This is a genomic window from Streptomyces sp. NBC_00385 (assembly GCF_035917155.1).
GTDB classification, from domain to species: Bacteria; Actinomycetota; Actinomycetes; order Streptomycetales; family Streptomycetaceae; genus Streptomyces; species Streptomyces poriferorum.
Map to the genome: position 1 here is coordinate 3,345,219 of NZ_CP107951.1, position 26,560 is coordinate 3,371,778.

General features: G+C 69.0%; 27 protein-coding genes and 4 tRNA genes. 8 read left to right on the forward strand and 23 right to left on the reverse strand.

Going from position 1 to position 26,560, the window contains the following annotated elements; genetic code table 11:
• Positions 1-108 precede the first annotated feature (108 nt).
• From rpoB to OG959_RS14690, 9 genes are all read right to left on the reverse strand, one after another.
• Complete coding sequence (gene rpoB / locus OG959_RS14650) at positions 109-3,594, reverse strand: DNA-directed RNA polymerase subunit beta (RefSeq protein ID WP_219567760.1); 3,486 nt, start codon at positions 3,592-3,594, stop codon at positions 109-111.
• Between the two features lie 596 nt (positions 3,595-4,190).
• Positions 4,191-4,568, reverse strand: a complete 378-nt coding sequence (gene rplL / locus OG959_RS14655; RefSeq protein WP_326658594.1) for a 50S ribosomal protein L7/L12 — start codon at positions 4,566-4,568, stop codon at positions 4,191-4,193.
• A gap of 83 nt (positions 4,569-4,651) precedes the next feature.
• The gene (gene rplJ / locus OG959_RS14660) at positions 4,652-5,209 is read right to left on the reverse strand and encodes a 50S ribosomal protein L10 (protein WP_326658595.1); all 558 of its coding nucleotides are present in this window, start codon (positions 5,207-5,209) and stop codon (positions 4,652-4,654) included.
• A 274-nt stretch (positions 5,210-5,483) separates the two neighbouring features.
• Entirely contained in the window at positions 5,484-6,401 is a 918-nt protein-coding gene (locus OG959_RS14665) for an LppX_LprAFG lipoprotein (RefSeq protein ID WP_326658596.1), read from the reverse strand.
• A 159-nt stretch (positions 6,402-6,560) separates the two neighbouring features.
• The gene (gene rplA, locus OG959_RS14670; RefSeq protein WP_123461041.1) at positions 6,561-7,283 is read right to left on the reverse strand and encodes a 50S ribosomal protein L1; all 723 of its coding nucleotides are present in this window, start codon (positions 7,281-7,283) and stop codon (positions 6,561-6,563) included.
• Between the two features lie 78 nt (positions 7,284-7,361).
• Complete coding sequence (gene rplK / locus OG959_RS14675; RefSeq protein ID WP_073740413.1) at positions 7,362-7,796, reverse strand: 50S ribosomal protein L11; 435 nt, start codon at positions 7,794-7,796, stop codon at positions 7,362-7,364.
• A 177-nt stretch (positions 7,797-7,973) separates the two neighbouring features.
• Positions 7,974-8,885, reverse strand: coding sequence for a transcription termination/antitermination protein NusG (gene nusG, locus OG959_RS14680; protein ID WP_326658597.1), 912 nt, complete (start codon positions 8,883-8,885; stop codon positions 7,974-7,976).
• Between the two features lie 75 nt (positions 8,886-8,960).
• Positions 8,961-9,248 carry a preprotein translocase subunit SecE gene (gene secE, locus OG959_RS14685; RefSeq protein ID WP_073732696.1) on the reverse strand — a complete coding sequence of 96 codons (288 nt, stop codon included), beginning with the start codon at positions 9,246-9,248 and terminating at the stop codon, positions 8,961-8,963.
• Between the two features lie 106 nt (positions 9,249-9,354).
• Positions 9,355-9,427 (reverse strand) — tRNA-Trp (locus tag OG959_RS14690).
• Between the two features lie 235 nt (positions 9,428-9,662).
• On the opposite strand from OG959_RS14690, the gene OG959_RS14695 reads away from it, so the two are divergent.
• Positions 9,663-10,889 (forward strand): pyridoxal phosphate-dependent aminotransferase, encoded by a 1,227-nt coding sequence (locus OG959_RS14695; protein ID WP_326658598.1) that lies wholly within the window; start codon positions 9,663-9,665, stop codon positions 10,887-10,889.
• Positions 10,890-11,139: 250 nt separating this feature from the next.
• A complete protein-coding gene (locus OG959_RS14700; protein ID WP_326658599.1) occupies positions 11,140-12,162 on the forward strand; it encodes an adenosine deaminase in 1,023 nt (340 codons plus the stop codon).
• A gap of 12 nt (positions 12,163-12,174) precedes the next feature.
• On the opposite strand, the gene OG959_RS14705 is transcribed toward OG959_RS14700, so the two are convergent.
• On the reverse strand, positions 12,175-12,780 hold the full coding sequence (locus tag OG959_RS14705) for a TetR/AcrR family transcriptional regulator (RefSeq protein WP_326658600.1): 606 nt from the start codon (positions 12,778-12,780) through the stop codon (positions 12,175-12,177).
• 87 nt (positions 12,781-12,867) lie between these two features.
• Here OG959_RS14705 and OG959_RS14710 point away from each other — a divergent pair, with 87 nt between their 5' ends.
• Positions 12,868-13,503, forward strand: a complete 636-nt coding sequence (locus OG959_RS14710; protein WP_326658601.1) for an NAD(P)-dependent oxidoreductase — start codon at positions 12,868-12,870, stop codon at positions 13,501-13,503.
• 172 nt (positions 13,504-13,675) lie between these two features.
• On the opposite strand, the gene OG959_RS14715 is transcribed toward OG959_RS14710, so the two are convergent.
• The 6 genes from OG959_RS14715 to OG959_RS14740 all read right to left on the reverse strand — a co-directional run bounded on the left by OG959_RS14715 (position 13,676) and on the right by OG959_RS14740 (position 16,342).
• Positions 13,676-14,731, reverse strand: a complete 1,056-nt coding sequence (locus OG959_RS14715; RefSeq protein ID WP_326658602.1) for a UDP-N-acetylmuramate dehydrogenase — start codon at positions 14,729-14,731, stop codon at positions 13,676-13,678.
• Between the two features lie 156 nt (positions 14,732-14,887).
• Positions 14,888-15,316: a MaoC family dehydratase gene (locus OG959_RS14720; RefSeq protein ID WP_326658603.1), complete on the reverse strand. Its 429-nt coding sequence runs from the start codon at positions 15,314-15,316 to the stop codon at positions 14,888-14,890.
• Complete coding sequence (locus OG959_RS14725; RefSeq protein WP_219567772.1) at positions 15,316-15,768, reverse strand: MaoC family dehydratase N-terminal domain-containing protein; 453 nt, start codon at positions 15,766-15,768, stop codon at positions 15,316-15,318. The genes OG959_RS14720 and OG959_RS14725 overlap by 1 nt, the downstream gene beginning before the upstream one ends.
• 127 nt (positions 15,769-15,895) lie before the next feature.
• Positions 15,896-16,060, reverse strand: coding sequence for a 50S ribosomal protein L33 (rpmG, locus tag OG959_RS14730; RefSeq protein WP_003956487.1), 165 nt, complete (start codon positions 16,058-16,060; stop codon positions 15,896-15,898).
• A gap of 90 nt (positions 16,061-16,150) precedes the next feature.
• Positions 16,151-16,223 (reverse strand) — tRNA-Met (locus tag OG959_RS14735).
• Between the two features lie 46 nt (positions 16,224-16,269).
• Positions 16,270-16,342, reverse strand: a tRNA-Thr gene (locus OG959_RS14740).
• A 278-nt stretch (positions 16,343-16,620) separates the two neighbouring features.
• Here OG959_RS14740 and OG959_RS14745 point away from each other — a divergent pair.
• Together OG959_RS14745 and OG959_RS14750 are read left to right on the forward strand one after the other, a co-directional pair.
• Entirely contained in the window at positions 16,621-17,898 is a 1,278-nt protein-coding gene (locus OG959_RS14745; RefSeq protein WP_326658604.1) for an amidohydrolase family protein, read from the forward strand.
• Positions 17,899-17,932: 34 nt separating this feature from the next.
• Positions 17,933-18,589 carry an SDR family oxidoreductase gene (locus OG959_RS14750; protein ID WP_326658605.1) on the forward strand — a complete coding sequence of 219 codons (657 nt, stop codon included), beginning with the start codon at positions 17,933-17,935 and terminating at the stop codon, positions 18,587-18,589.
• 184 nt (positions 18,590-18,773) lie between these two features.
• On the opposite strand, the gene OG959_RS14760 is transcribed toward OG959_RS14750, so the two are convergent.
• Positions 18,774-18,855: transfer RNA gene (locus tag OG959_RS14760), tRNA-Tyr, on the reverse strand.
• Positions 18,856-19,070: 215 nt separating this feature from the next.
• Between OG959_RS14760 and OG959_RS14765 the strand changes: the two genes are divergently transcribed.
• From OG959_RS14765 to OG959_RS14775, 3 genes are all read left to right on the forward strand, one after another.
• Positions 19,071-19,559: a YajQ family cyclic di-GMP-binding protein gene (locus OG959_RS14765; protein ID WP_148020201.1), complete on the forward strand. Its 489-nt coding sequence runs from the start codon at positions 19,071-19,073 to the stop codon at positions 19,557-19,559.
• A 149-nt stretch (positions 19,560-19,708) separates the two neighbouring features.
• Positions 19,709-20,227, forward strand: coding sequence for a methylated-DNA--[protein]-cysteine S-methyltransferase (locus tag OG959_RS14770; protein WP_326658606.1), 519 nt, complete (start codon positions 19,709-19,711; stop codon positions 20,225-20,227).
• Positions 20,227-20,943 (forward strand): alpha-ketoglutarate-dependent dioxygenase AlkB family protein, encoded by a 717-nt coding sequence (locus OG959_RS14775; RefSeq protein ID WP_326658607.1) that lies wholly within the window; start codon positions 20,227-20,229, stop codon positions 20,941-20,943. Before OG959_RS14770 ends, OG959_RS14775 begins: the two co-directional genes overlap by 1 nt.
• Here OG959_RS14775 and OG959_RS14780 read toward each other — a convergent pair.
• From OG959_RS14780 to OG959_RS14805, 6 genes are all read right to left on the reverse strand, one after another.
• Positions 20,904-21,179, reverse strand: coding sequence for a GlsB/YeaQ/YmgE family stress response membrane protein (locus OG959_RS14780; RefSeq protein WP_148020198.1), 276 nt, complete (start codon positions 21,177-21,179; stop codon positions 20,904-20,906). The genes OG959_RS14775 and OG959_RS14780 overlap by 40 nt on opposite strands.
• 132 nt (positions 21,180-21,311) lie before the next feature.
• Complete coding sequence (locus tag OG959_RS14785) at positions 21,312-21,704, reverse strand: YccF domain-containing protein (RefSeq protein WP_326658608.1); 393 nt, start codon at positions 21,702-21,704, stop codon at positions 21,312-21,314.
• Positions 21,701-22,564 carry a zinc metalloprotease HtpX gene (gene htpX / locus OG959_RS14790; RefSeq protein ID WP_219567780.1) on the reverse strand — a complete coding sequence of 288 codons (864 nt, stop codon included), beginning with the start codon at positions 22,562-22,564 and terminating at the stop codon, positions 21,701-21,703. The genes OG959_RS14785 and htpX overlap by 4 nt, the downstream gene beginning before the upstream one ends.
• A 195-nt stretch (positions 22,565-22,759) precedes the next feature.
• The gene (gene mscL / locus OG959_RS14795; RefSeq protein WP_326658609.1) at positions 22,760-23,224 is read right to left on the reverse strand and encodes a large conductance mechanosensitive channel protein MscL; all 465 of its coding nucleotides are present in this window, start codon (positions 23,222-23,224) and stop codon (positions 22,760-22,762) included.
• A 164-nt stretch (positions 23,225-23,388) separates the two neighbouring features.
• Positions 23,389-24,909: an NADH-quinone oxidoreductase subunit N gene (locus OG959_RS14800; RefSeq protein WP_326666384.1), complete on the reverse strand. Its 1,521-nt coding sequence runs from the start codon at positions 24,907-24,909 to the stop codon at positions 23,389-23,391.
• Positions 24,910-24,980: 71 nt separating this feature from the next.
• Positions 24,981-26,555 carry a complex I subunit 4 family protein gene (locus OG959_RS14805; protein WP_326666385.1) on the reverse strand — a complete coding sequence of 525 codons (1,575 nt, stop codon included), beginning with the start codon at positions 26,553-26,555 and terminating at the stop codon, positions 24,981-24,983.
• Positions 26,556-26,560: the final 5 nt, after the last annotated feature.

Genomic DNA, 26,560 nt, shown 5'->3' on the forward strand with positions numbered 1-26,560 from the left:
GGGGTTCGAGCCCCCTCGCTTCACGCGAGAAATCGGGGCACTTCAGCAATGGTCTGAACGGGTCCGGGGAGAGCCGGCCGGATCACGGGGATCCGGCCGGCCAACCCGTCAGACCTCTTCGACGCTGCTCGGCTCGCGCCGGGACAGGTCGATACCGAGCTCCTCCGCCGCGCGGAAGACGTCCTCGTCCGTGTCGCGCATCTCGATGGACATGCCGTCCGAGGACAGCACCTCCACGTTGAGGCAGAGCGACTGCATTTCCTTGATGAGCACCTTGAAGGACTCGGGAATGCCGGGCTCGGGGATGTTCTCGCCCTTGACGATGGCCTCGTAGACCTTCACGCGGCCGGTCACGTCGTCGGACTTGATCGTCAGCAGCTCCTGGAGGGCGTAAGCGGCGCCATAAGCTTCAAGGGCCCACACCTCCATTTCACCGAAGCGCTGTCCACCGAACTGAGCCTTACCACCCAGCGGCTGCTGGGTGATCATGGAGTACGGACCCGTCGAACGAGCGTGCAGCTTGTCGTCGACGAGGTGGTGGAGCTTGAGGATGTACATGTAGCCGACCGAGACCGGCTCCGGGAACGGCTCGCCGGAGCGGCCGTCGAACAGGTTGGCCTTGCCCGAGGGCTGGACCAGCCGGTCGCCGTCGCGGTTCGGGATCGTGGCCTGGAAGAGGCCGGTGATCTCGTCCTCGCGCGCACCGTCGAAGACGGGCGTGGCGACGTTGGTGCCGGGGGCTACCTGGTCGGCGCCGATGAGCTGCAGGCGCTTGGCCCACTCGTCACCGAGGCCGGAGACGTCCCAGCCGCGGCTGGCGAGCCAGCCGAGGTGGATCTCCAGGACCTGTCCCGGGTTCATTCGGGACGGGACACCCAGCGGGTTGAGGATGATGTCGACCGGGGTGCCGTCCTCCAGGAACGGCATGTCCTCGATCGGGAGGATCTTCGAGATGACGCCCTTGTTGCCGTGACGGCCGGCGAGCTTGTCACCATCGGTGATCTTGCGCTTCTGCGCCACGTAGACGCGGACCAGCTGGTTCACGCCCGGCGGCAGCTCGTCGCCCTCTTCGCGGTCGAAGACGCGGACGCCGATGATCTTGCCGATCTCGCCGTGCGGCACCTTCAGCGAGGTGTCGCGCACCTCGCGCGCCTTCTCACCGAAGATCGCGCGGAGCAGGCGCTCCTCGGGGGTCAGTTCGGTCTCGCCCTTGGGCGTGACCTTGCCGACGAGGATGTCACCGGCCGTGACCTCGGCACCGATACGGATGATGCCGCGCTCGTCGAGGTCCGCGAGGACCTCTTCGGAGACGTTCGGGATGTCCCGGGTGATCTCCTCCGGACCGAGCTTGGTGTCACGGGCGTCGACCTCGTGCTCCTCGATGTGAATCGAGGAGAGGACGTCGTCCTGCACGAGGCGCTGCGACAGGATGATCGCGTCCTCGTAGTTGTGACCCTCCCACGGCATGAACGCCACGAGCAGGTTCTTACCGAGGGCCATCTCACCGTTCTCGGTGGCCGGACCGTCGGCGAGCACCTGCTCGGCGACCACCCGGTCGCCTTCGGAGACGACGACCTTCTGGTTGACCGAGGTGCCCTGGTTGGAGCGCATGAACTTCGCGATCCGGTACGTGGTGTACGTGCCGTCGTCGTTGGTCACGGTGATGTAGTCCGCGGAGACCTCCTGGACCACACCGTCCTTCTCGGCCTTCAGTACGTCACCGGCGTCGGTGGCGCAGCGGTACTCCATGCCGGTGCCGACGAGCGGGGCCTCCGACTTGATCAGCGGCACCGCCTGCCGCATCATGTTCGCGCCCATGAGGGCACGGTTGGCGTCGTCGTGCTCCAGGAACGGGATCATCGCGGTGGCGACGGACACCATCTGGCGCGGCGAGACGTCCATGTAGTCGACTTCGGTGCCAGGCACGTAGTCGACCTCTCCGCCACGACGGCGGACCAGGACGCGGGGCTCGGTGAAGCGCAGCTCGTCGGAGAGCGTCGCGTTCGCCTGGGCGATGACGTAACGGTCTTCCTCGTCGGCCGTGACGTAGTCGACCTCGTCGGTGACCTGGCCGTCGACGACCTTGCGGTACGGCGTCTCGATGAAGCCGAACGCGTTGACGCGGCCGTACGAGGCGAGCGAACCGATCAGACCGATGTTCGGGCCTTCAGGGGTCTCGATCGGGCACATGCGTCCGTAGTGGGACGGGTGCACGTCACGGACCTCGAAGCCGGCCCGCTCACGGGACAGACCACCCGGGCCAAGAGCCGACAGGCGGCGCTTGTGGGTGAGACCCGACAGCGGGTTGTTCTGGTCCATGAACTGCGACAGCTGGCTGGTGCCGAAGAACTCCTTGATGGAGGCGACGACCGGCCGGATGTTGATCAGGGTCTGCGGCGTGATGGCCTCGACGTCCTGAGTCGTCATGCGCTCACGCACGACGCGCTCCATCCGGGCCAGACCCGTACGGACCTGGTTCTGGATGAGCTCGCCGACGTTACGCAGACGACGGTTGCCGAAGTGGTCGATGTCGTCGGTCTCGACGACGATCTCCCGGCCGGACTCGCCGGTCGTCTCGGTCTCCCCGGCGTGCAGCTTCACCAGGTACTTGATGGTCGCGATGATGTCGTCGCTGGTGAGGACACCGGCGTCGAGCGGCTCATCCGCGCCGAGCTTCTTGTTCACCTTGTAGCGGCCGACCTTCGCGAGGTCGTAGCGCTTCGGGTTGAAGTAGAGGTTCTCGAGCAGCGTCTGAGCGGCCTCGCGCGTCGGCGGCTCGCCCGGACGCAACTTGCGGTAGATGTCGAGCAGCGCGTCGTCCTGGCCCTGGGTGTGGTCCTTCTCCAGGGTGGCGCGCATGGACTCGTACTCGCCGAACTCCTCGAGGATCTGCTCGGTGGTCCAGCCGAGAGCCTTCAGGAGAACGGTGACGGACTGCTTGCGCTTGCGGTCGATGCGGACACCGACCATGTCGCGCTTGTCGATCTCCATCTCCAGCCAGGCACCCCGGGAAGGGATGATCTTGGCGGAGAAGATGTCCTTGTCGGACGTCTTGTCGATCGAGGAGTCGAAGTAGACACCCGGCGAGCGGACCAGCTGCGACACAACGACACGCTCGGTGCCGTTGATGACGAAGGTGCCCTTGTTGGTCATGAGCGGGAAATCGCCCATGAAGACCGTCTGGGACTTGATCTCGCCGGTCTCGTTGTTGGTGAACTCGGCCGTGACGAAGAGCGGGGCGGCGAACGTGAAGTCGCGCTCCTTGCACTCGTCGATCGAGTTCTTGGGGGGCTCGAAGCGGTGGTCGCGGAACGTAAGCGACATCGACCCGGAGAAGTCCTCGATCGGTGAGATCTCCTCGAAGATCTCCTCCAGGCCGGACTTGGTGGGGACGTCTTGTCCACTGTCCAGAGCAGCCTCGACGCGAGCCTTCCAGGCGGCGTTACCGAGGAGCCAGTCAAAGCTCTCGGTCTGCAGCGCGAGGAGGTTCGGAACCTCGAGGGGCTCCTTGATCTTTGCAAAGGAGATGCGCAGCGGGGCGGTGCTGGCACCGTTGTTCGTATTCGCGGTCGAGGCGTTGCGCGAGGCGGCCAAGAGGGGGTCCTTCCGAGGGCTCGGACTCACTACGCGCGTACCGGTCCCAAACTGGACAGGTGGACAGATATCCCAGGTGAGGGACGAACGGTCCACGGTGCACAAGATGGGTATGCCCCTGGTGACGGGCAGGAGGCAGCTAACAGGCAGCGCAAAGGGTCAGTGTAGCCAAGCGGCACACTGATGTCCAGTCGGGGTTCTCAGAGACCCACGTTGCTCTCAACAGCTGTTCTCAACACCTATGTCTAGCCCTGCGCGGGGTGCGCTCTTCTTTACTGCCCTCTTCGCCATCGATCCATGCCTCGGATTCGGATCGATGTGACGACGCGCCTTGAGAATTGCGCGCCTCGTGCGGTTCGTCAAGGCCCCCCAGCCGGTACGGGCCCCGAGACCCGCGTCCCGCCGCCTCTCGGCGCCACCCGTGCTCCCCACGAGAGGCGCACGGCGAAGATCACCATACTCGTCACCGCGCGAAGAGCAAGGCACCCACCGCGGGTACGCCGAAAGGCGACCACCCATACGGGTGATCGCCTTTCGCGAAGTGACGCCCACGCCTCACGGCACGGGGGTCCTAAGGAGTCAGAAGACTCGCTGGGTCACTTGACCTCGACGGAGGCGCCGGCGGCCTTGAGGGACTCGGCAGCCTTCTCGGCGGCCTCCTTGGCGACCTTCTCGACGACGGGCTTCGGGGCGCCGTCGACGAGGTCCTTGGCCTCCTTCAGGCCGAGGGAGGTCAGCTCACGCACGACCTTGATGACCTGGATCTTCTTGTCACCGGCGGCGGTGAGGATGACGTCGAACTCGTCCTGCTCGGCAGCGGCCTCGGCCGGGGCGGCAGCGACCGGAGCGGCGGCGACGGCCGCGGCGGCGGTGACGTCGAACTTCTCCTCGAAGGCCTTAACGAACTCGGAGAGCTCGATGAGGGTGAGCTCCTCGAACTGAGCGAGCAGGTCTTCCTGGCTGAGCTTCGCCATGATGGCGTCCTTCCACTATTCGGCAGGTGCCGGATGTATATGTCGGCGGGCGTACGTGGAGCCCGCTGGACCGCTGAGCGAAATTACTCGGCAGCCTCGGCGGGAGCCGGAGTACCGGCACCGCCCTGCTCTTCCCGCTTGGCACGAAGAGCTTCCGCGGTGCGGACGAACTTCGACGGCAGAGCCTGGAAGAGCTGCGCAGTCTGCGTCTGCTTGCCCTTCATGGCGCCGGCCAGCTTGGCGAGCAGAACCTCGCGGGACTCGAGGTCCGCGAGCTTCTTGATCTCATCGGCGGACAGCGCCTTACCGTCAAGGACACCGCCCTTGATGATGAGGTTGGGGTTGTCCTTGGCGAAGTCACGAAGACCCTTCGCCGACTCCACCGGGTCACCGGTGACGAAGGCAACCGCCGTCGGACCTGCGAACAGGTCGTCCAGCGTGTCGATCCCGGCCTCGTTGGCCGCAATCTTGGTCAGCGTGTTCTTCACCACGGCGTACTGGGCGTTCTCACCGAGCGAACGGCGCAGCTGCTTGAGCTGTGCCACGGTGAGACCCCGGTACTCGGTCAGCACGGCGGCGTTCGAGCTGCGGAACTGGTCCGCGAGCTCGGCTACCGCTGCAGCCTTGTCGGGCCTTGCCATGAGCGTCGGCCTCCTTCCGGGTGATGAGGACCGCTCAAAAGGGCCCGGAAAAGACGAAACGCCCCGGCGCAGGCGCCAGGGCGAAGCTCGACCGAACAAAGTACGGGAGCTTTTCCACAGTCACCTGCGCAGGTCGTCCGCATTCAACGGATCCTTCGGTTGCCGTCACCCTTGCGGGCTTCAGCAACGACCAGCGGTCTTTGGCTTCTGCAGAAGAGTACGCGACAGGGGTCGCGCCGGGCAAATCCGTCCCGGTTCGGGTGGTCCGGAAGGTTTAGGACGCTCCCGCGGTCGCGCCCTGCTGCTGCTGGAGCAGTTCCTTGAACCCGATGGTCTCGCCGGCCGGGGGCCGCTCGACGGAGACCTTGGTCCCGTAGTCGCTGTAGAACATGGTCGTGTTGAGCTCGCCGGTCTTCATCTGCCCGCGCTCGCTCTTCTTCACCAGCAGGTCGTTCTCGTCGACCCAGATGTCGACCGTCTCCGTGGTGATCCCGGCGTCGTTGAGCTGCTTCTTGAGGGCGGTCAGCTGGTCGGCGTCCAGCTTCGACGTCTTGGCGGTCAGCTCGGCGACGTCGACCGTGCCGGAGTAGTGCGTGGTGGCGACACCCCGGACCTGCTCCTTGCCGACCTCCTTCACATCACCGGAGGCCAGCAGCGACTTCACTCCCTGGTCGGGAGTGGTGTTCTGCATCTGGTCCTGCATCGCCGCCCCGGAGGCGCCCCCGAGCTCGGCGAGGTCCTCGTAGGAGTAGCTGATCCAGCGCTTGCCACCGGTCTGCCGGGCCATCGCCGCGCCCATGTCCGCCGCGTAGCCGTCCTTGAAGTAGCGGGCCTGCATCGTGCCGTTGCCGCCGGACTTCTTCAGGGTGTCGGCCATGGCGCCGCCGGTGTACGTGATCTCCATGCTGCCGCTGACACCGTCGCTCCAGTCGAGCGCTCCGGACTGCTTCATGGACATGGCACTGCCCACGGTCATGGTGCCCTCGACCTTCGCCGAGCTGGCGGCGCCGGTCTTCTTCTGCACGTCGAGCAGCGCGGCGATCGCGTCGGTCTTCACCACCCCGCTGCCGCTGCTCGCGTCCTTGCCCTTGCTCGTGGAGCCGCCGTCCGATCCGCCACAGGCCCCGACCGACGTCAGCGCCGCCGCCACAGCCACGGCCAGGCCAACGCGCCGTACGGTACTGGTCCTCATGTCCGCTTCCACCCCTCGTTCGGCTCTCGGTCCCCCGCACGCTAACGCACGGCACCGACAGCCACTGGTACGTACATACGAGGACGGGCCCCGCACCTCGAAAGGTTGCGGGGCCCGTCAATGTCACACGTGACACGGCGGTCGTACGAGCGCGGTGGCTCAGACGGAGGCCGGGTCCTCCTCGACGAGGAGGTTACGGGTGCGGTTGGAGTCCAGCGGGATGCCGGGGCCCATCGTGGTGGCCAGCGTGGCCTTCTTGATGTAGCGGCCCTTGGCGGCGGACGGCTTCAGACGGAGGATCTCGTCCAGCGCCGCTGCGTAGTTCTCCACCAGCTTGGTCTCGTCGAACGAGGTCTTGCCGATGATGAAGTGCAGGTTCGAGTGCTTGTCGACGCGGAACTCGATCTTGCCGCCCTTGATGTCGTTGACAGCCTTCACGACGTCGGGGGTGACGGTGCCGGTCTTCGGGTTCGGCATCAGACCACGCGGACCGAGCACGCGGCCGAGGCGGCCGACCTTGCCCATGAGGTCCGGGGTCGCGACGACGGCGTCGAAGTCCAGACGGCCCTTCGCCACCTCGTCGATGAGCTCGTCGGCGCCGACGATGTCGGCGCCCGCGGCTTCCGCGGCCGCAGCACGGTCACCGGTCGCGAAGACCAGGACCCGGGCGGTCTTGCCGGTGCCGTGCGGGAGGTTCACGGTGCCACGGACCATCTGGTCGGCCTTGCGCGGGTCAACACCCAGGGCAAACGCGACCTCGACGGTGCTGTCGAACTTCGTGGAGGCGGTGTCCTTGGCGATACGGACGGCCTCGAGCGGGGCGTAGTTACGCGCCCGGTCGATCTTGGCGTCCGCAGCGCGGAGGTTCTTGCTGCGCTTCACTTCTACTCCTGTGGTTTCAGAATGTGGAGTCGTGGTGCGGACCGGCGCTTGGTCCTACCACTGGGGGGTGGGGCTGAATCAGCCTTCGACCGTGATGCCCATGGAACGGGCGGTGCCGGCAATGATCTTCGACGCGGCGTCGAGGTCATTGGCGTTCAGGTCGGGAAGCTTCGTCGTGGCGATCTCGCGGACCTGGGCGGCCGTCAGCTTGGCGACCTTGGTCTTGTGCGGCTCGCCGGAGCCCTTGTCCACACCCGCGGCCTTGAGGATCAGCTTGGCGGCCGGCGGAGTCTTGGTGATGAAGGTGAAGGAACGGTCGTCGTAGACCGTGATCTCCACCGGCACGACCATGCCACGCTGCGACTCGGTCGCGGCGTTGTAGGCCTTGCAGAACTCCATGATGTTGACGCCGTGCTGGCCCAGTGCGGGGCCGACCGGCGGGGCCGGGTTGGCCGCACCGGCGTTGATCTGGAGCTTGATAAGCCCCGTGATCTTCTTCTTCTTGGGAGGCATGTGCTCTCTCCGGGTCCTAGTGAGAGTTTTCGCCGTCATCCGGTCATCCGGATGCAGGCATACCGCACAACGATAACGGGTATAGCTGCGCGACCAAAAACCGAGCAGGTCAGACCTGCTGTGACAGCCGGTCTGACCTGCTCGGTAGGCATGTGTCCAGAAGCTGGCGAATAACCGCTAGTTCTTCTGGATCTGGTCGAAGCTGAGCTCGACCGGAGTCTCCCGGCCGAAGATCTCCACGAGACCCTTGACCTTCTTGGAGTCGGCGTTGATCTCGTTGATCGTCGCCTGCAGAGTCGCGAAGGGGCCGTCGGTGACGGTGACCGAGTCGCCCACCTCGAAGTCCAGCACCTGGACCTCGACCTTGCGGGACGGAGCCGGCTTGCCCTCGGCCTCGGCTGCCTCGCGGGCTGCCTTCTCCTCGGCCTCCGGGGCGAGCATCTTGACGATCTCGTCCAGGGTCAGCGGGTACGGGTCGTAGGCGTTGCCCACGAAGCCGGTCACGCCGGGCGTGTTACGGACGACGCCCCAGGACTCGTTCGTCAGGTCCATGCGCACCAGGACGTAGCCCGGGAGCTTGTTCTGCCGGACGTTCTTGCGCTCGCCGTTCTTGATCTGGACGATTTCCTCCTCAGGCACCTCGGCCTGATAGACGAACTCCTCCACGTTCAGCGAGACGGCGCGCTGCTCCAGGTTGGCCTTCACACGCTTCTCGTAACCGGCGTACGTGTGAATGACGTACCACTCGCCCGGAAGGGTGCGGAGCTCCTCGCGCAGGGCGGTGACGGCGTCGACGGGCTCGGCCGGCTCGGCCTCTTCCTCGTCGGCCTCGTCGGCGGCTTCCTCGACCTCGGGGCTCTCGTCCTCGTCGTCACCGGCTTCGGCCGCAGGGGCCTCGTCGTCGGCTTCGGCGGCGTCCTCGACGTGCACGGCGGCCTGCTCCGCGGGCTCACCCGCGGCGGCGTCGGCAGCTTCAGCCTGGTCCGGCTCCTCAGCGTCCGCCGCCTCGACGATGTCGAGCTCGTCCTCGGCGGACTCGAAGGCGCCCGCCGTCGGCTCGACGGCGTCGTTCAGGTTCGGGTCAGACACGGTGGCTGCTTCTTCCTGGATACAAATGGGTGGAACATGCGAAAGGGGCGCCCCCATGAGGCGCCCTCCGCGGGATCAGCCGAAGACGTACTTGATGACCCGCTGGAAACCGAAGTCAATCACGGTAACAAGACCAATCATGACGACTACGAACACAATCACCACGGAGGTGTATGTCGTCAGCTGGTTGCGAGTCGGCCAGACAACCTTGCGGAGCTCGGCGACGATCTGGCGGTAGAAGAGCGCGAGACGGCCCAGAGGGCCCTTCTTGCCGCGCTTGCCGCCCTTCCGGGTCTTCTTCTTCGACTCGGGGACTTCATCCTCGGCATCAGGCATGTCGATGGAGCCCACGGCGTCCGTCACGCTTCTCACCTGATTCCGGGTCATGGCCGTGCCGCGCCCGGTGAAGCCGCACGGCAGTGCATTGAAGTACGTACATGCGCACACATCCTGGCGAAGGAGTGTGTAGCAGGGCCGGAGGGACTTGAACCCCCAACCGCTGGTTTTGGAGACCAGTGCTCTACCAATTGAGCTACGACCCTTTGTGGTTTCCACCAACCTACCGCATGTCCCCGGATGCTCCGAGTGCAGGAACGGTGCGGCTGGTGAAGGCCAACGACAGGTGAGTGTACGTGCTCAGCGGCCCGGCGTCGAACAGATAGCTCCCGACCGTTCCTGTCCGATGCTGTCCGGTCGTCCGTCCACATGGTGTCCGGCTGCTGTCCGGTCCCTGAAACCCCTGTGCCGACGGGGAATACGGTCTGCGAGCATGGGGGCATGAGCGCTGCTACTTCTCCCTCCGAGCGCCGGGTCTCCGCCCGCATCGGTGCCATCTCCGAGTCCGCCACCCTCGCCGTCGACGCCAAGGCCAAGGCCCTCAAGGCCGCCGGCCGTCCGGTGATCGGCTTCGGCGCGGGCGAGCCCGACTTCCCGACCCCCGGCTACATCGTCGACGCCGCGGTCGAGGCCTGCCGCAACCCGAAGTACCACCGCTACACCCCGGCGGGCGGGCTCCCCGAGCTCAAGGCCGCCATCGCCGAGAAGACGCTGCGCGACTCCGGCTACCAGGTCGACGCCTCCCAGATCCTGGTGACCAACGGCGGCAAGCAGGCCATCTACGAGGCCTTCGCCGCGATCCTCGACCCGGGCGACGAGGTCATCGTCCCGGCGCCGTACTGGACCACCTACCCCGAGTCGATCCGCCTCGCCGGCGGCGTACCGGTGGATGTCGTCGCCGACGAGACCACCGGGTACCGGGTCTCGGTGGAGCAGCTGGAGGCCGCGCGCACGGAGCGTACGAAGGTCGTCCTGTTCGTCTCCCCGTCGAACCCGACCGGTGCGGTCTACAGCGAGGCGGAGGCCGAGGCGATCGGCAAGTGGGCCGTCGAGCACGGTCTGTGGGTGCTGACCGACGAGATCTACGAGCACCTCGTCTACGGCGACGCGAAGTTCACCTCGCTGCCGGCGATCGTGCCCGAGCTGCGTGACAAGTGCATCGTGGTCAACGGTGTCGCCAAGACGTACGCGATGACCGGCTGGCGCGTGGGCTGGATCGTCGGCCCCAAGGACGTGGTGAAGGCGGCGACGAACCTGCAGTCGCACGCCACCTCCAACGTCTCCAACGTCGCCCAGATCGCCGCGCTGGCAGCCGTCTCCGGGAACCTGGACGCGGTCGCCGAGATGCGCACCGCCTTCGACCGACGACGGCAGACCATCGTGCGGATGCTCAACGAGATCGACGGCGTCCTGTGCCCCGAGCCCGAGGGCGCGTTCTACGCGTACCCGTCGGTGAAGGAGCTGCTCGGCAAGGAGATCCGCGGCAAGCGTCCGGCCACGTCGGTCGAGCTGGCGGCGCTGATCCTGGACGAGGCCGAGGTCGCGGTCGTTCCGGGCGAGGCCTTCGGCACCCCGGGCTACCTGCGTCTTTCCTACGCGCTGGGTGACGACGACCTGGTCGAGGGCGTCTCCCGGCTCCAGAAGCTGCTGGGCGAGGCCAAGGCCTGACGCTCCGTACTGCGCATAAGCGGGTCCCCGGCCAAGCCGGGGACCCGCTTATGCGTTCAGGCAAGCGCCCGTTCGATGAATCCGGCTGCCTGGACCGATCCTGTTGCGGCAAGATCCTTGAGTGACTCCTCCCCCTGTTGCCAGGGGGCTTCTCAAATTGGCCGATCATCGGCCGCATGACGGACAAGCCCTGCCCAACGCCTTTCGGCACAGAGCGGAGCGTAAGACAGCTACAGAAGGTGGTTCGGTCATGGAGCGTGACGTACGGCTGTTGCCCAAGGCCCACCTGCACCTGCATTTCACCGGGTCGATGCGGCCCACGACGCTGCTCGAACTCGCCGACAAGTACGGCGTGCGGCTGCCCGAGGCGCTGACCGGCGGCGAGCCCCCGAGCCTGCGGGCGACGGACGAGCGCGGCTGGTTCCGTTTCCAGCGGCTCTACGACATCGCCCGGTCCTGCCTGCGGACCCCCGACGACATCCAGCGGCTGGTGCGCGAGGCCGCCCAGGAGGACGTGGCGGACGGCTCCGGCTGGCTGGAGATCCAGGTCGACCCCACCTCGTACGCCCCCCTGCTCGGCGGGCTCATCCCCGCGATCGAGATCATCCTGGACGCGGTCGACAGCGCCTCGCGCGATACCGGGCTGCCGATCCGGGTGGTGATCGCGGCGAACCGGATGAAGCACCCGCTGGACGCCAGGACGCTGGCGCGGCTCGCGGTGCGGTACGCGGACCGGGGCGTCGTCGGGTTCGGGCTCTCCAACGACGAGCGGCGCGGCATGGCCCGTGACTTCGACCGGGCCTTCGCCATCGCCAGGGAGGGCGGCCTGCTGGCGGCCCCGCACGGCGGTGAGCTGTCGGGCCCCTCCAGCGTCCGCGACTGCCTGGACGACCTCGACGCGGCACGGGTCGGGCACGGAGTCCGGGCCGCCGAGGATCCGCGACTGCTGCGCAGGCTGGCGGAGCGCGGGGTGACCTGCGAGGTGTGCCCGGCGTCGAACGTGGCGCTCGGCGTCTACGAGAAGCCGTCCGACGTACCCCTGCGCACTCTGTTCGAGGCGGGGGTGCCGATGGCGCTCGGTGCGGACGACCCGCTGCTCTTCGGGTCCCGTCTGGCCGCACAGTACGACCTCGTACGACGCCATCACGCGTTCACGGACGAGGAGCTGGCCGAGCTGGCGCGCCAGTCGGTACGGGGTTCGGCGGCGCCCGAAGCGGTCCGTACGGAGCTTCTGGCGGGCGTCGACGCATGGCTGGCCAAGCCGGCGGGCTGACGCCCCCGTGCCCTACCCCGTGAGCCCGCTCAGGACCATCCGGGCGACCGAGGCGGCGAAGGCGTCGAGCGGCTGCGGCGGCTCACCGGTCTCCGTCGCGTCGTAGGCGAAGGCCCGCTGGGCGCAGGCCCCCATCAGCAGGGAGGCGGCCGTGTACGTGTCGGCGTCGGCGCGGACCCGGCCCGCCGCCTGTTCGGCGCGCAGATACGCGTCGAGCCCGCGGATGGGGATGTGGGGGCCGGTTCCCAGCTCGCGCATGGCCGCGTTGTGGCGCGCCTTGAGCCTCGGCTCGGCGTACAGGGACGCGGCGATCGGGAAGCTCTGCTCGTAGAAGAGGGCGGCCTCGCGGGCGATCTCGGCGAGATTCCGCTCCACGGTCCGTTCCCCCTCTCCCGGGTCGGCGATGAGCCGCTTCAGAACCCCGTCGACCTTGGGCAGACGCTCCTTCAGCACCACCACGAACAGCTCCTCCTTGCTCGGGAAGTGCTTGTAGAGCGCCGCCTCGGAGCAGCCGGCGGCCCGGGCGATCTCCTTGGTGGTGGCCCGGGCCAGGCCGATGGTGAGCATCAGCCGGTGGGCGGCGTCGATGATGCGGGCGCGGGCCGGCTTCTGCTCCATGTGCTCTCCAACGAAGCTTGACGAGTGAGTGAGTATCCACTCACCCTAGGGGTGAGTGAATACTTACCCACCTTGGGAGGGTGTGCCATGAAGCTCACAGTGTTCGGCGCGACAGGCGGCATCGGGCAGGAGATCGTCCGCCAGGCGGTGGCGGCGGGGCACGAGGTGACGGCGGTGGTCCGCGATCCCGCGCGGCTGCCGGTGCCGCTCTCCGGCCCCACGGTCCGCACCGCGGCCCGGATCGACGACCCGGAGGCGCTGCGCGAGGCGGTCGCGGGTCGCGACGCGGTGCTCTCCGGCCTCGGCGCCCGGGGCCGGAAGGCCGACGGGATCGCGGAACGGCTGACCCGCAGCGTGCTGACGGCCATGGAGGCGGAGGGAACCCGGCGGCTGCTCGTGGTGAGCGCGGCCCCCGTCGCCCCGAAGCCCGCGGACGACCCGCTGCTCGACCGCATGATGCTCGCGGCGATCGGCGCGATCCTGAAGGAGGTCTACGCGGACCTCACCGCCATGGAGGCCGCGCTGGCGGCCTCCGCCACGGACTGGACGTCGGTGCGTCCCCCGAAGCTCACCAACGGGCCGCTGACGGGCCATTACCGGACCGTCATCGGCAGCAACCCGCGCAGCGGCCGGTCCATCTCCCGGGCCGACGTGGCGCACGCGATGCTGGCGCTGACCGACGACCCGGCGTCGGTGAAGCAGGGGGTGGGCGTGGCGTACTGACGCCCAGCGCCAAGGGTCTTTCGTTTGCGTCGGGTCGGATCAGGGAGCGGGGTCCGGTGCGTGCAGCTGCAAGGCGGAGGAGGGAGTCACTGCGGAGCATGGGCGACCGACGACAACGCCGCAGATGCGCGTGCCGGACCCCGCGAGCCCGGCATGATCCAAACGAGAGGCCCTACAGGCTCACGCCGACGGTCACCGGTTCGTTGACGAGCGTGACGCCGAAGACGTCGTGGACCCCGGCGACGACCTCGCGCGCCAGGGCCAGCAGGTCCTCGGTGCTCGCCGCGCCGCGGTTCGTGAGGGCCAGGGTGTGCTTGGTGGAGATGCGGGCCGGGCCGGAGCCGTATCCCTTGGTGAATCCGGCCCGGTCGATGAGCCAGGCCGCCGAGGTCTTGGTGCGTCCCTCGCCCGCGGGGAAGGCGGGGGGCGTGACATCCGGTCCGAGGTGCTGCGCCGCCCGGGCGAGGAAGGCCTCGAACTGCTCCGGGTCCAGGATCGGGTTGGTGAAGAAGGACCCGGCCGACCAGGTGTCGTGGTCCTCGGGGTCGAGCACCATGCCCTTGCCGGCACGGAGCCGGAGCACGGTTTCACGGGCGGCTGCGGCGGGGACGCGCTCCCCCTCCGCCACACCCATGGCACGTGCCGTCTCGGGGTACTTGAGGGGTGCGGACAGGCCGCCCGCCTCTTCCAGCCCGAAGCGGACACGCAGCACCACGAACCGGTCGGGTTCGGCCTTGAAGCGGCTGTGCCGGTACGCGAAGGCGCACTCGGAGTTCGGGATCGTGACCGTTTCCCGGGTGCGCCGGTCGTAGGCGACGACCTCCGTGATGGTGGACGACACCTCCTGCCCGTACGCCCCGACGTTCTGGATCGGGGTGGCCCCCGCCGAACCGGGGATGCCGGCCAGGCACTCGAGGCCCGCCAGTCCCGCCTCCACGCTGCGGGCGACGGCGTCCGTCCAGACCTCTCCGGCGGCCAGTTCGAGCGTGGGCCCGTCCAGCACGAAGCCCTTGGTCGCGATGCGCAGGGCGGTGCCTTCGAAGCCCTTGTCACCGATGACCAGGTTGCTGCCGCCGCCGATGACCAGGAGCGGGGTGCCGCTGTCGTCGGCCTCGCCCACGGCCTCGACCACTTCGGCGTCGGTCGTCGCGGTGAGGAGCCGGGTGGCGGGGCCGCCGAGCCGGAAGGTGGTCAGGGGGGCGAGGGGCGCGTCGTGGAGTTCCTGCACGGGGACAAGACTACGGTCCGCGTTCCGGGGACCGGGCACCTCGGCCCCCTGGGCCGCGCTCCCCCGCGCAACGGGCAGGTCCGGCGGTGACGACTCCATGCGTAAGGGGCACGGCCCCATAGGCCGCGCCCCTTACGTCAGCACGTCACGACGGTGTCAGCCGAGCTGCACCACGGCGCGGGACATGCCCAGCACCTTCTTGTCGCCGCTCGTCGCCGTCAGGTCGACCCGCACCCGCTTGTCGTCCAGCAGCGCGCCCACCTTGGCGCTGACCTCGATCAGCGCGCCCTTGTCGTCGTTGGGGACGACGACCTGCCGGGTGAACCGCACCCCGTACTCGACGACCGCACCCGGGTCACCGGCCCAGTCCGTGACCACGCGGATCGCCTCGGCCATGGTGAACATGCCGTGGGCGATCACGTCCTCCAGCCCGACCTCGCGCGCGAACTTCTCGTTCCAGTGGATCGGGTTGAAGTCGCCCGAGGCGCCCGCGTACTGCACGAGCGTCGCGCGGGTGACCGGGAAGGACCGCGGCGGCAGCTCCGTACCGACCTCGACCGAGTCGTAACTCACCTTCGCCGTCATCACGCCTCCTCGGCGGCGCGCGCCACCAGCTTCGTCCACGCCGTCACGACATGCTCACCGGACTCGTCGTGGACCTCGCCACGGATGTCCACGATGTCGTTTCCCGCGAGGGACTTGATCGCCTCGATCGTCGAGGTGACCGTCAGCCGGTCCCCCGCCCGCACCGGACGCGCATAGACGAACTTCTGGTCACCGTGCACGACCCGGCTGTAGTCCAGGCCCAGCAGCGGGTCCTGGACGACCTGACCGGCGGCCTTGAAGGTGATCGAGAACACGAACGTCGGCGGCGCGATGACATCGCTGTGACCGAGCGCCCTGGCCGCTTCGGGGTCGACGTACGCCGGATTGGCGTCGCCCACCGCCTCGGCGAACTCTCGGATCTTCTCCCGGCCGACCTCGTACGCCGGGGTGGGCGGATAGGTCCGCCCCACGAAGGACTGGTCGAGCGCCATGAGCTCGCAACCTCCTGATGAAAGATGAAGGGGCCGCAGCACAGCTACAGCCACGCCTACAGGTACAGCCCAGTACAAACGACACGAGGCCGCCCCCAATGGGGACGGCCTCGTGTACGAGCCTGATTCAGCGCGTTTCGCGGTGCGCAGTGTGCGAGTTGCAGCGCGGGCAATGCTTCTTCATCTCAAGACGGTCCGGGTTGTTACGCCGGTTCTTCTTGGTGATGTAGTTCCGCTCCTTGCACTCCACGCAGGCCAGCGTGATCTTCGGGCGGACGTCGGTGGCAGCCACGTGAGTGCTCCTTGGACGGACGATGGACGGATGAACGCAAAAAAAAGAGTAGCCGATCGGAGGACCGACCCCACAATCGGCTACTGTTAGTAGCGGTGACCGGACTTGAACCGGTGACACAGCGATTATGAGCCGCTTGCTCTACCGACTGAGCTACACCGCTTTGATGACTGAGTCCCCCCGCCGAAGCGGGGTTTCCCGATCACCAGAGCCCCAATGCGGAATCGAACCGCAGACCTTCTCCTTACCATGGAGACGCTCTACCGACTGAGCTATTGGGGCGAGCGATGAAGACATTACACGGTCGGCCGCCTTCGCCCAAATCCGTTTCGAAGCCCCATCCCGAGCCCTTGATCAGCACCGCTCCACGGCCCCGGCCGGCCCCGCTCCGGGCCCTTGATCAGCCACTCCTCCACCCCTGGCCCCTCACGTGGGCCCCGGCCCCCCACGCACCACGGAACCGCGCCGGTACGACTATTTCGCTCCTCCTCGAACCGGGCCGGGCACACCCCTAGGCTCGTCTCACTCTGAGTGATCCTGACCCCCTTCCAGGAGCCGCGATGTCCGACAGTCAGCCGCGGCAGCCGGACGACCACACGACCGACGCCACCGGCAGCCCGGCGAGCTCCGCGCTGACGCTCTGCGGCGCCCGTCTCACCGACGGCCGCATCGTGGACGTACGGCTCGGCGGCGGCCGCATCGAGGCCGTCGGCACCGCCGGGAGCCTCGTCGCGCCCGGCGCCCGCCTGGACCTCGGCGGCCACCTGCTGCTCCCCGCCCCCGCCGAACCCCACGCCCACAGCGACACCGCGCTCACGGCGGACGGCGCCGGATCCGGCACCCCAGGACCGGCCTCGCAGCACCCCGACGACGTCCAGCGGCGCGCCACCGAGGCCGCGTTGCTGCAACTCGGCCACGGTGCGACCGCCCTGCGCTCGCACGTGCGGATCGGCGACATACAGGGCCTGGGCGCCCTCGAAGCCGTCCTGCAGGCCCGTCGCTCGCTGCGCGGGCTCGCCGATCTGACCGCCGTCGCCGTGCCCCGGCTGCTCACCGGCGTCGCGGGCGCCGGCAACCTGGCGATGCTGCGCGACGCTCTGAAGATGGGGGCCGGCGCGGTCGGCGGCTGCCCCGACCTGGACCCCGACCCGGCCGGGTACACGGAGGCCGTCCTGGAGGTCGCGGCCGAGCACGGCTGCCCCGTCGACCTGCACACGGACAGTGACGATCCGGCCCGGCTGGCCCGGTTCGCGGCGATGGCGGGCGGAATGCGGCAAGGGGTCTCCATCGGCCCGTGCGCCGGCCTCTCCCGGCTCCATGAGGAGGCTGCCGCCCGCGCCGCCGACCAGCTCGCCGCAGCCGGTGTGACGGTCATCTGCCTTCCCCAGGGCGGCTGCTGCGGAGCCGAGCGGCGGGGCACCGCTCCCGTACGGCTGCTGCGCGCGGCCGGTGTGCGGGTCGCGGCGGGCAGCGGGGCGTTGCGCGACCTCGCCAACCCGGTGGGGCGCGGCGACCCGCTGGAGGCCGCCTTCCTGCTGGCGTCGCAGAGCGGACTGCGGCCCGAGCACGCCTACGAGGCCGTCTCCACGGAGGCCCGGCGCGCCATGGGGCTGCCCGAGGTCCGGGTCGAGGCGGGCTTCCCCGCGGAGCTCCTCGCCGTGCGCGGGGAGCAACTGGCCGGGGTGCTCTCGCTGGCGTACAGCCGCGTGGTGGTGCACCGCGGCCGGGTGGTCGCCCGGACCAGCGCGGTGCGCGAGTACTGCGACTCCGAGACGGGCGGCTCGTTCGGACTGCCACGCCAGGCGCGGCCGGATTCCGGGACGGGCGGCGGGCCTTGAGCGCGGCGGCGCTCCGCGGCGTACCGTCGACTTCATGCGCATTGTCATCGCAGGTGGACATGGTCAGATCGCGCTGCGGCTGGAGCGGCTGCTCGCTGCGCGCGGGGACGAGGCGGCGGGCATCATCCGCAACCCGCAGCAGAGCGACGACCTCCGGGCCGCAGGAGCCGAACCCGTGGTCCTGGACCTCGAGTCGGCCACCGTGGAGGAAGCCGCCGAGGTACTGCGCGGCGCCGACGCGGCGGTCTTCGCGGCCGGAGCGGGCCCGAACAGCGGCACGGACCGCAAGGACACGGTGGACCGGGGAGCCGCGGTCCTCTTCGCGGACGCGGCGCAGCGGGCCGGGGTGCGGCGTTACGTCGTGGTGTCGTCCATGGGCGCCGACCCGGACCATCCGGGCGACGAGGTGTTCGACGTCTACCTGCGGGCCAAGGGGGCGGCGGACGCGTACGTGCGCGCGCAGACGGCCCTCGACTGGACGATCCTGCGCCCCGGGATGCTGACCAACGACGCGGGCACCGGACAGGTCCTGCTCGCCGCGTCGACCGGGCGCGGCCCGGTGCCGCGCGACGATGTGGCGGCGGCGCTCGCGGAGCTGCTGGACACCCCGGCGGCGGCGGGGCTGACGCTGGAACTGATCTCGGGCAACGTCCCGGTGTCGGTCGCCGTGAAGGACATCGCGGGGAACTGACCCCAGGGCGCAAGGAGGTCGTGGGCCCGGTCAGTCGCCGGTCGCGGGGCGGACGGCGATGCCGTGCCGCTCCAACAGGGCGGCGGTGACCCCGTCGCCCTCGCGCAGCTCGCCGGCGAACGTGCCGTCATAGACGGCGCCCAACAGAGAAGGCCCCCGTCCGAAGGACGGGGGCCTTGCTATGTGGCGGCGCCAGGGTTCGAACCTGGGTAGGCTGAGCCGGCAGATTTACAGTCTGCTCCCTTTGGCCACTCGGGCACACCGCCAAGGGATGCTGCCGTGGGGCCCCGCCTTGCGGCGGCGCTCTGTGGCAACGACGTAAACGATACCTGATGCCCGGGGGTGCTACGCCACTGGATTGATCAGCGGCCGGGACGGGCGCGGGTGGCTAGGCTTTGTGGGCGGCGTGGTGCCCGAGGGCGCCGCGACCGCCCCTGTAAGCACTTCCTTTCCAGCACCCCGATACAAGGAGCCACACGTCATGGCCGACTCCAGTTTCGACATCGTCTCGAAGGTCGAGCGGCAGGAGGTCGACAACGCCCTCAACCAGGCCGCCAAGGAGATCTCCCAGCGCTACGACTTCAAGGGCACCGGGGCGTCGATCTCCTGGTCCGGCGAGAAGATCCTGATGGAGGCGAACGGCGAGGAGCGCGTCAAGGCGATCCTCGACATCTTCCAGTCCAAGCTGATCAAGCGCGGCATCTCCCTGAAGTCGCTGGACGCGGGCGAGCCGCAGCTGTCCGGCAAGGAGTACAAGCTGTTCTGCACGATCGAGGAAGGCATCTCCCAGGAGAACGCCAAGAAGGTCGCGAAGATCATTCGCGACGAGGGCCCCAAGGGCGTCAAGGCCCAGGTCCAGGGCGACGAGCTGCGGGTCAGCTCGAAGAGCCGGGACGACCTGCAGGCCGTGCAGGCGCTGCTGAAGGGCCAGGACTTCGAGTTCGACGTCCAGTTCGCGAACTACCGGTAGGACGCGGCGGTCCGGGAGCGGGGCGGAACGCACTGCTCCGCACCCGGACTGCATGTCCGAATACCGCCGGTCGCGGTGGTCCGGGCGACGCAGACTGGTCCGTGCCGGCCGGCGATCCGGCGGCCGACGGACGAGGAGAGGGACGAGTCATGACCATGTACGCGACGGTCGACAGCCCGCTGGGCGAGCTGCTGCTGGTCGGCGAGGAGGCCGCGGGCCCTGCCGGGACCGCGGCGGGGGTCGCGCTCGTCTCGCTCTCGTTGCCCGGGCAGAAGGGCGCGGCGGTCGTCCAGGACGGCTGGCGGCACGATCCCGCGGCGTTCGGAGAAATCGCCACCCAGTTGCGGGAGTACTTCGAGGGGCGGCGGACCCGCTTCGACGTCCGGTACGCGGACGGGCGGGGCACCGACTTCCAGCGACGGGTCTGGGCCGCGCTGGACGCCGTTCCGTACGGGGAGACGGTGTCGTACGGGCAGATCGCCGAGCGGGTCGGTTCCGCCGGGGCGGGGGTCCGGGCCGTGGGGACGGCGATCGGGCGCAATCCGCTGCTGGTGGTGCGGCCGTGCCACCGGGTCATCGGCGCGGACGGGGCGCTGCGCGGCTACGCGGGCGGCCTGGAGCGCAAGGAGCAGCTCCTGGGGCTCGAGGGCGCCCTGGCGGTGAGCTGATGACGGGGCTCTTCCCGCGGCCGCGGGCCGTGGTCGCGCCGGGCGCCGTACACGTACCGGAGTGGCTGTCGGCCGAGCAGCAGCGGGAGTTGGTGGCGGCGTGCCGCACATGGGCGCGCGGGCCCGTTCCGCTGCGGCACACGGCGCTGCCGGGTGGTGGGGTGATGTCCGTGCGGACCGTGTGCCTGGGGTGGCACTGGCAGCCGTACCGGTACACCCGCACGGCGGACGACGTGAACGGCGCGCCGGTCGCCCCGTTCCCGCAGTGGCTGGCAGAGCTGGGGCGGGCGGCGGTGGCAGAGGCGTACGGGACGGAGAGTCCGGTACGGACGTACGCGCCCGACGCCGCGCTGATCAACTTCTATGACGACGCCGCGCGGATGGGCATGCACCAGGACAAGGAGGAACGGTCCGGTGCCCCCGTCGTCTCGCTCAGCATCGGCGACACCTGCGTCTTCCGCTTCGGCAACACGGAGGACCGTGGGCGGCCCTACACGGACGTGGAGTTGGCTTCCGGGGACCTGTTCGTCTTCGGCGGGCCGTCCCGTCACGCGTTCCACGGAGTTCCGAGGATCCGTCCGGGCACGGCGGGTCCGGAAACCGGGATGAGCGGTGGCCGGCTCAATCTGACGCTGCGCGAGACGGGCCTCGGAGCCCCGGGGCCCGACGAAGCGCGTCAGCGGCGTTCGCGGGAGTTCCCGAACAGCAGCCGGTAGCCGATCAGCAGGACGAGCGAACCGCCTATGGCCGAGACCCAGGTCGCCGGGTCGAAGAAGTCCTCGTTGTCGATCGTGCGGTCCAGGAAGCGCGTCGCTATCCAGCCGCCCAGGAAGGCGCCGACGATCCCGATGAGGGTGGTCCCCACGAGGCCGCCGGGGTCGCGACCCGGCAGCAGGATCTTGGCGATGACGCCCGCGACAAGTCCGAGAATGATCCAGCCAATGATGGTCATGCGCGTCAACCTACCCGTCACTCGGTCCTGGAATCCAAGACGTTCGTGACAGGTCGGCCGGTTGCGGACAACGGCTGTGAACTGCTGCGGACTGCTGTGAACCGCCTGTGCTCCGCTCGGCGTGCGGGGGGACTACCAGCCGGCGAACTGGTCGTCGGTGCTGACGATCTCCTTGCCGAAGGGGAACAGCGAGACCGGGATCAGCTTGAAGTTCGCGATGCCCAGAGGGATGCCGATGATCGTGAGGCACAGGGCGATGCCCGTGGTGATGTGGCCGAGCGCCAGCCACCAGCCGGCGAGGACCAGCCAGAGCACGTTGCCGACGCAGGAGGGCGCGCCCGCGTCCCGGCGGTCGACGACGCGGTGGCCGAAGGGCCACAGGGCGTAGAGGCCGATGCGGAAGGCCGCCAGGCCGAACGGGATGCCGATGATCGTGATGCACAGCAGGAGTCCCGCGAGGATGTATCCGAGGAACATCCAGAAGCCGCACAGGACCAGCCAAATGACGTTCAGAATTGTCTTCACGGACGATGACCTGCCATCTGCTCGAGTCGGGCGATGCGCTCCGCCATCGGCGGGTGGGTCGAGAACATCTTGGACATGCCCTGCCCGGGGCGGAACGGGTTCGCGATCATCATGTGGCTCGCGGTCTCGATCCGGGGCTCGGGGGGCAGTGGAAGCTGTTTGGTGCCGGCGTCCAGCTTCCGCAGGGCACTGGCCAGGGCCAGCGGGTCGCCGGTCAGCTGGGCGCCCGAGGCGTCCGCCTCGTACTCCCGGGAGCGGCTGACGGCCAGTTGGATCACGGACGCGGCGAGCGGGCCCAGGATCATGATCAGGAGCATACCGAGGATGCCGGGGCCGTCGTCGTCGTTGGAGCGGCCGATCGGGATCAGCCAGGCGAAGTTGACCAGGAACATGACGACGGAGGCGAGCGCCCCGGCGACGGACGAGATCAGGATGTCGCGGTTGTAGACATGGCTGAGCTCGTGACCGAGGACGCCGCGCAGCTCCCGTTCGTCCAGGATCTGGAGGATGCCCTCGGTGCAGCAGACCGCGGCGTTGCGCGGGTTGCGGCCGGTCGCGAAAGCGTTGGGGGCCTGGGTCGGGGAGATGTAGAGCCGCGGCATGGGCTGGCGGGCCGCGGTGGAGAGCTCACGGACCATGCGGTAGAGCTGGGGCGCCTCGAACTCGCTCACCGGGCGGGCACGCATGGCGCGCAGGGCCAGCTTGTCGCTGTTCCAGTACGCGTAGGCGTTGGTGCCGACGGCTACGAGGAGCGCGACGATCAGGCCCGTGCGTCCGAAGAAGCTGCCGATGACGATGATGAGTGCGGACAGGCCCCCGAGGAGTACGGCGGTTCTCAGCCCGTTGTGCCGGCGGTGCACGGTACGCCCTCCAAATGGTGCAGCAGGGGAACCCTTGCTTGGTGGTGCTCCACTCCCCAGTGGAGCCTCCCGTACTGGTCAACGCCAGGCGGGGAAAGCTAGTTCCCTTGTGCTCACGGCCGCGGGGCCCGGCCCGCTCCGGGCGTTCGCGCCGGAGCGGGCCGTAGGCCGTACGGGTGGAGGGGTGCCGCGGGCTCAGCGCTGGACGGGCAGTTTCGCGAGCGCCAGGGCCTCGGGGTCGGGCTCGACCTCGCTGGTGCAGTGGGCGCAGCGGGAGGCGACGGCAGGGATCGCCGTGAAGCAGCGGGGGCAGTCGCGCAGGGCGGCCTTGATGTCGACCTGCTCCTGGTCCTTCTTGGCGGTGAAGCGGTCCTGGACCTTGGACATGGGCACGACGACGCAGAAGTAGAGGACCGCGGCGGTGATGAGGAAGGCGATCGCGGCGCTGACGAAGAGGCCGTAGGGGAACGTCACGCCGTCGAACTTGAAGTGCGCCTTGCTGAAGTCGCCCGTTCCGCGGGTGATGATGCCGATCAGCGGCACGATGAACGCGTTGCTGAACCCGGTGACGACCGCGGTGAACGCCGCTCCGACGGCGAGGCCGATCGCCATGGAGATGACATTGCCGCGAAGGATGAAGTCCTTGAACCCGTTCAGCACTGCTTCCGGCTCCTCTGTCGTGATGTGACGGCTGTATGCGCCATGCGCGGGCATGACCCTGCCCTGTGCGGGCTGCCGGGGGCAAACCGATCTTGAGGTCGCCGAAGGGGACCGTCGGAGGGACCACCGGACGAGGCCGCCGGACGAGGCCGCCGCAGAGGTCGTCAGAACAGGTTGATGCCGGCGAATCCGAGGACGGTCTGCGGAGCTCCGGACAGGGCGATACCGGCGACGGCGGTGAGGACGATCGCGACGGTGAGCGGTACCGGGGTGCGGCGGCGGGTGACGGGCTGCTCCGTGGCGTCCTCGGCGGGGCCGCGGAACAGGGCAGCGGTCCACTGAAGGTAGTAGTAGAGCGCGATCACGACGTTCACCGCCATGACGACGGCGAGCCAGCCGAGTCCGGCGTCGACGGCCGAGGAGAAGACCGTGACCTTGGCGAAGAGTCCGATGATGCCCGGCGGCAGTCCGGCCAGGCAGAGCAGGAAGAAGCCCATCGCGAGTGCGGCGAGCGGGCGCGTGGCGTACAGCCCCCGGTAGTCGGCGATGCGATTGCCGGGGTGGGTACGGGCGACCAGGGCGGCCACCGCGAAGGCGCCGAGGTTCACGACGGCGTACATCAGGGCGTACGCGACGGTGGAGCCGATCTGCCGGTCTCCGGCATACGCGGCGGCGGCGATCGGGACCAGGAGGTAGCCGGCCTGGGCGACGGACGACCAGGCGAGCAGGCGTACGGCGCTGCGGGCGCGGGTGGCGCTCTGGCGCAGCGCGGCGACGTTGCCGACGGTCATGGTGAGTGCGGCGAGGACGGCGAGGGCGGGGCCCCAGACGTCCGCGTACGACGGGAAGGCGACCACGGTGACGAGGATGAGGCCGGAGAAGCCGACCGCCTTGCCGACGACCGAGAGGTAGGCGGCGATCGGCAGGGGGGCGCCGACGTAGGTGTCGGGGACCCAGAAGTGGAAGGGCGCGGCGGCCGTCTTGAAGGCGAAGCCGACGAGAGTGAGAGCGACTCCCGCCTGGGCCAGGGTGGAGAGCTGACCGGGGACGTCGTCGAGGCGGGCGGCGATCTCCGTGAGGTGGAGGGTACCGGTCGCCGCGTACACGAAGCTGACGCCGAGGAGCATCACGGCGGTCGCGACGACGGAGGAGAGGAAGAACTTCAGCGCCGCCTCGGAGGAGCGCCGGTCGCCGCGCTTGATGCCGACGAGGGCGAAGGCGGGCAGCGAGGCGACTTCCAGGGCGACGACGAGGGTGGCGAGGTCGCGGGCGGCGGGCAGGAGGGCGGCGCCCGCGGCGGAGGACAGCAGCAGGAACCAGAACTCGCCGGCCGGCAGCTTGCGGGTGTCGCCGATGGAGAGCAGCGCGGTGAGCAGGGCGCCGCCGAGGACGAGACCCTGGATGACCAGGGTGAAGTGGTCGGCGGTGTAGCTGCAGGCGCGGGTGCCGGTGGTGAGGCAGAAGGTGGAGCGGTCGCCGTCGTGCAGCGGAACGAGGAGGGCGAGCGCGGCCACGAGACCGGCTACGGCCCCGTAGCCGAGGAGCGGCTTGTGGGCCGCGGGGACGAAGAGGTCGGCGACCAGGACGGCGAGGGCGACGGCCGCGACGACGACCGGGGGCGCGATCGCGAGCCAGTCGACGGACTGGACGAGGCTCGTGGTGCTCTCGGCCGCTGACCGGACCAGGCCCGTGCTGCTGCTCCCGGCCGCTGACCGGACGAGGTGCAGTGCGCCGGGGGCGCTTTCGGCTGCCACGATCACGACTTGCCTCCTGCGAGGAGCTTCTGCACGGCCGGGTCGGTCAGGCCGAGGAGGACGGCGGGCCACAGGCCGGCGAGGACGGTGAGGGCCGCGAGGGGTGTCCAGGCGGCGAACTCGTAGCTCTGGACGTCGGCGATCGGGTGCGGTTCCTCGCGCTTGGCGCCCATGCAGACGCGGCGGACCACGATGAGCAGGTACGCGGCGGTGAGCAGGGTGCCGAACGCGGCGATGGACATGAAGGTCAGGAACGCGGCGCGGTTCAGGCCCTCGGCGGGGTCGAAGGCACCGAACAGCGCGAGCATCTCGCCCCAGAAGCCGGCGAGGCCGGGCAGGCCGAGGGAGGCGACCGCGGCGAACGCGAGGAGGCCGCCCAGGCGGGGTGCGCGGCCGTAGAGCGCGGCGCCGGTTGCTCCGGCGAGGGTGTCGAGGTCGGCGGTGCCGTACCGGTCCTTGACCGCGCCGACCAGGAAGAACAGCAGGCCGGTGATGAGGCCGTGGGCGATGTTGGCGAAGAGTGCGCCGTTGACGCCGGTGGGGGTCATGCTCGCGATGCCGAGGAGGACGAAGCCCATGTGGCCGACGGAGGAGTACGCGATCAGCCGCTTCAGGTCGCCCTTGGCACCGGGCCGGGCGAGCGCCAGGCAGGCGAGCGACCCGTAGATGATGCCCACGACCGCGAAGGCCGCTAGGTAGGGCGCGAAGGTGTGCATGCCGTCGGGGGCGATCGGGAGCAGGATGCGGACGAATCCGTACGTGCCCATCTTCAGCATGACGCCGGCGAGGAGGACCGAGCCGACCGTCGGGGCGGCGGTGTGGGCGTCGGGGAGCCAGCTGTGCAGCGGCCACATCGGGGTCTTCACCGCGAGCCCGACACCGATCGCGAGAACGGCGATGACCTGCACGGACGAGGTGAGGCCGCGGCCGTTGTCAGTGGCGAGTGCCACCATGTCGAACGTGCCGCTCTTCAGTCCGATGAGGAGCAGGCCCAGCAGCATGACGACCGAGCCGAGCAGTGTGTAGAGGATGAACTTCCAGGCGGCTGCCTGCTTCCGCGCACCGCCCCAGCGGGCGATGAGGAAGTACATCGGGATGAGCACCATCTCGAACGCCAGGAAGAACAGCAGCAGATCGAGGACGGCGAAGGTCGCGAGGGTGCCGGACTCCAGGACGAGGATCAGTGCGACGAAGGCCTTCGGGGAGGGGGCGTCCGCCTGCGGCGTCAGCCGCTCATGCTGCATTTTGAAGTAGCTGTAGAGCGCGCAGAGGAAGGTCAGCAGCGCGGTCAGTACGAGGAGGGGGAGCGAGATGCCGTCGATGCCGAGATGGATGCGGACGTCGAGCGCCGGGATCCAGCTGATGTCGGTGGTGGCCTGCATCTTCGACGGGTGGTCGTGGTCGAAGCCCAGGGCCAGGACGATGGCGGCGACGAGGATCACGCCGGTGACGGTCACACCGTGGCGGAGCACGGCCTGGTCCGGGTTCCTGCCCTTCAGCCCGGGCGGTGCCGGGAGCAGAGCCGCCACGGCTCCGAGGAGCGGGGCGACGACGATGAACGCCAGAAGGAACTGCATCACGG

Bases quoted from the DNA above. Each gene is read 5' to 3' on its own strand.
- rplL (WP_326658594.1), bottom strand. From the start codon at position 4,568: ATGGCGAAGCTCAGCCAGGAAGACCTGCTCGCTCAGTTCGAGGAGCTC.
- rplJ (WP_326658595.1), bottom strand. From the start codon at position 5,209: ATGGCAAGGCCCGACAAGGCTGCAGCGGTAGCCGAGCTCGCGGACCAG.
- OG959_RS14665 (WP_326658596.1), bottom strand. From the start codon at position 6,401: ATGAGGACCAGTACCGTACGGCGCGTTGGCCTGGCCGTGGCTGTGGCG.
- rplK (WP_073740413.1), bottom strand. From the start codon at position 7,796: ATGCCTCCCAAGAAGAAGAAGATCACGGGGCTTATCAAGCTCCAGATC.
- OG959_RS14695 (WP_326658598.1), top strand. From the start codon at position 9,663: ATGAGCGCTGCTACTTCTCCCTCCGAGCGCCGGGTCTCCGCCCGCATC.
- OG959_RS14700 (WP_326658599.1), top strand. From the start codon at position 11,140: ATGGAGCGTGACGTACGGCTGTTGCCCAAGGCCCACCTGCACCTGCAT.
- OG959_RS14705 (WP_326658600.1), bottom strand. From the start codon at position 12,780: ATGGAGCAGAAGCCGGCCCGCGCCCGCATCATCGACGCCGCCCACCGG.
- OG959_RS14710 (WP_326658601.1), top strand. From the start codon at position 12,868: ATGAAGCTCACAGTGTTCGGCGCGACAGGCGGCATCGGGCAGGAGATC.
- OG959_RS14720 (WP_326658603.1), bottom strand. From the start codon at position 15,316: ATGACGGCGAAGGTGAGTTACGACTCGGTCGAGGTCGGTACGGAGCTG.
- OG959_RS14725 (WP_219567772.1), bottom strand. From the start codon at position 15,768: ATGGCGCTCGACCAGTCCTTCGTGGGGCGGACCTATCCGCCCACCCCG.
- OG959_RS14745 (WP_326658604.1), top strand. From the start codon at position 16,621: ATGTCCGACAGTCAGCCGCGGCAGCCGGACGACCACACGACCGACGCC.
- OG959_RS14750 (WP_326658605.1), top strand. From the start codon at position 17,933: ATGCGCATTGTCATCGCAGGTGGACATGGTCAGATCGCGCTGCGGCTG.
- OG959_RS14765 (WP_148020201.1), top strand. From the start codon at position 19,071: ATGGCCGACTCCAGTTTCGACATCGTCTCGAAGGTCGAGCGGCAGGAG.
- OG959_RS14770 (WP_326658606.1), top strand. From the start codon at position 19,709: ATGACCATGTACGCGACGGTCGACAGCCCGCTGGGCGAGCTGCTGCTG.
- OG959_RS14775 (WP_326658607.1), top strand. From the start codon at position 20,227: ATGACGGGGCTCTTCCCGCGGCCGCGGGCCGTGGTCGCGCCGGGCGCC.
- OG959_RS14780 (WP_148020198.1), bottom strand. From the start codon at position 21,179: ATGACCATCATTGGCTGGATCATTCTCGGACTTGTCGCGGGCGTCATC.
- OG959_RS14805 (WP_326666385.1), bottom strand. From the start codon at position 26,555: ATGCAGTTCCTTCTGGCGTTCATCGTCGTCGCCCCGCTCCTCGGAGCC.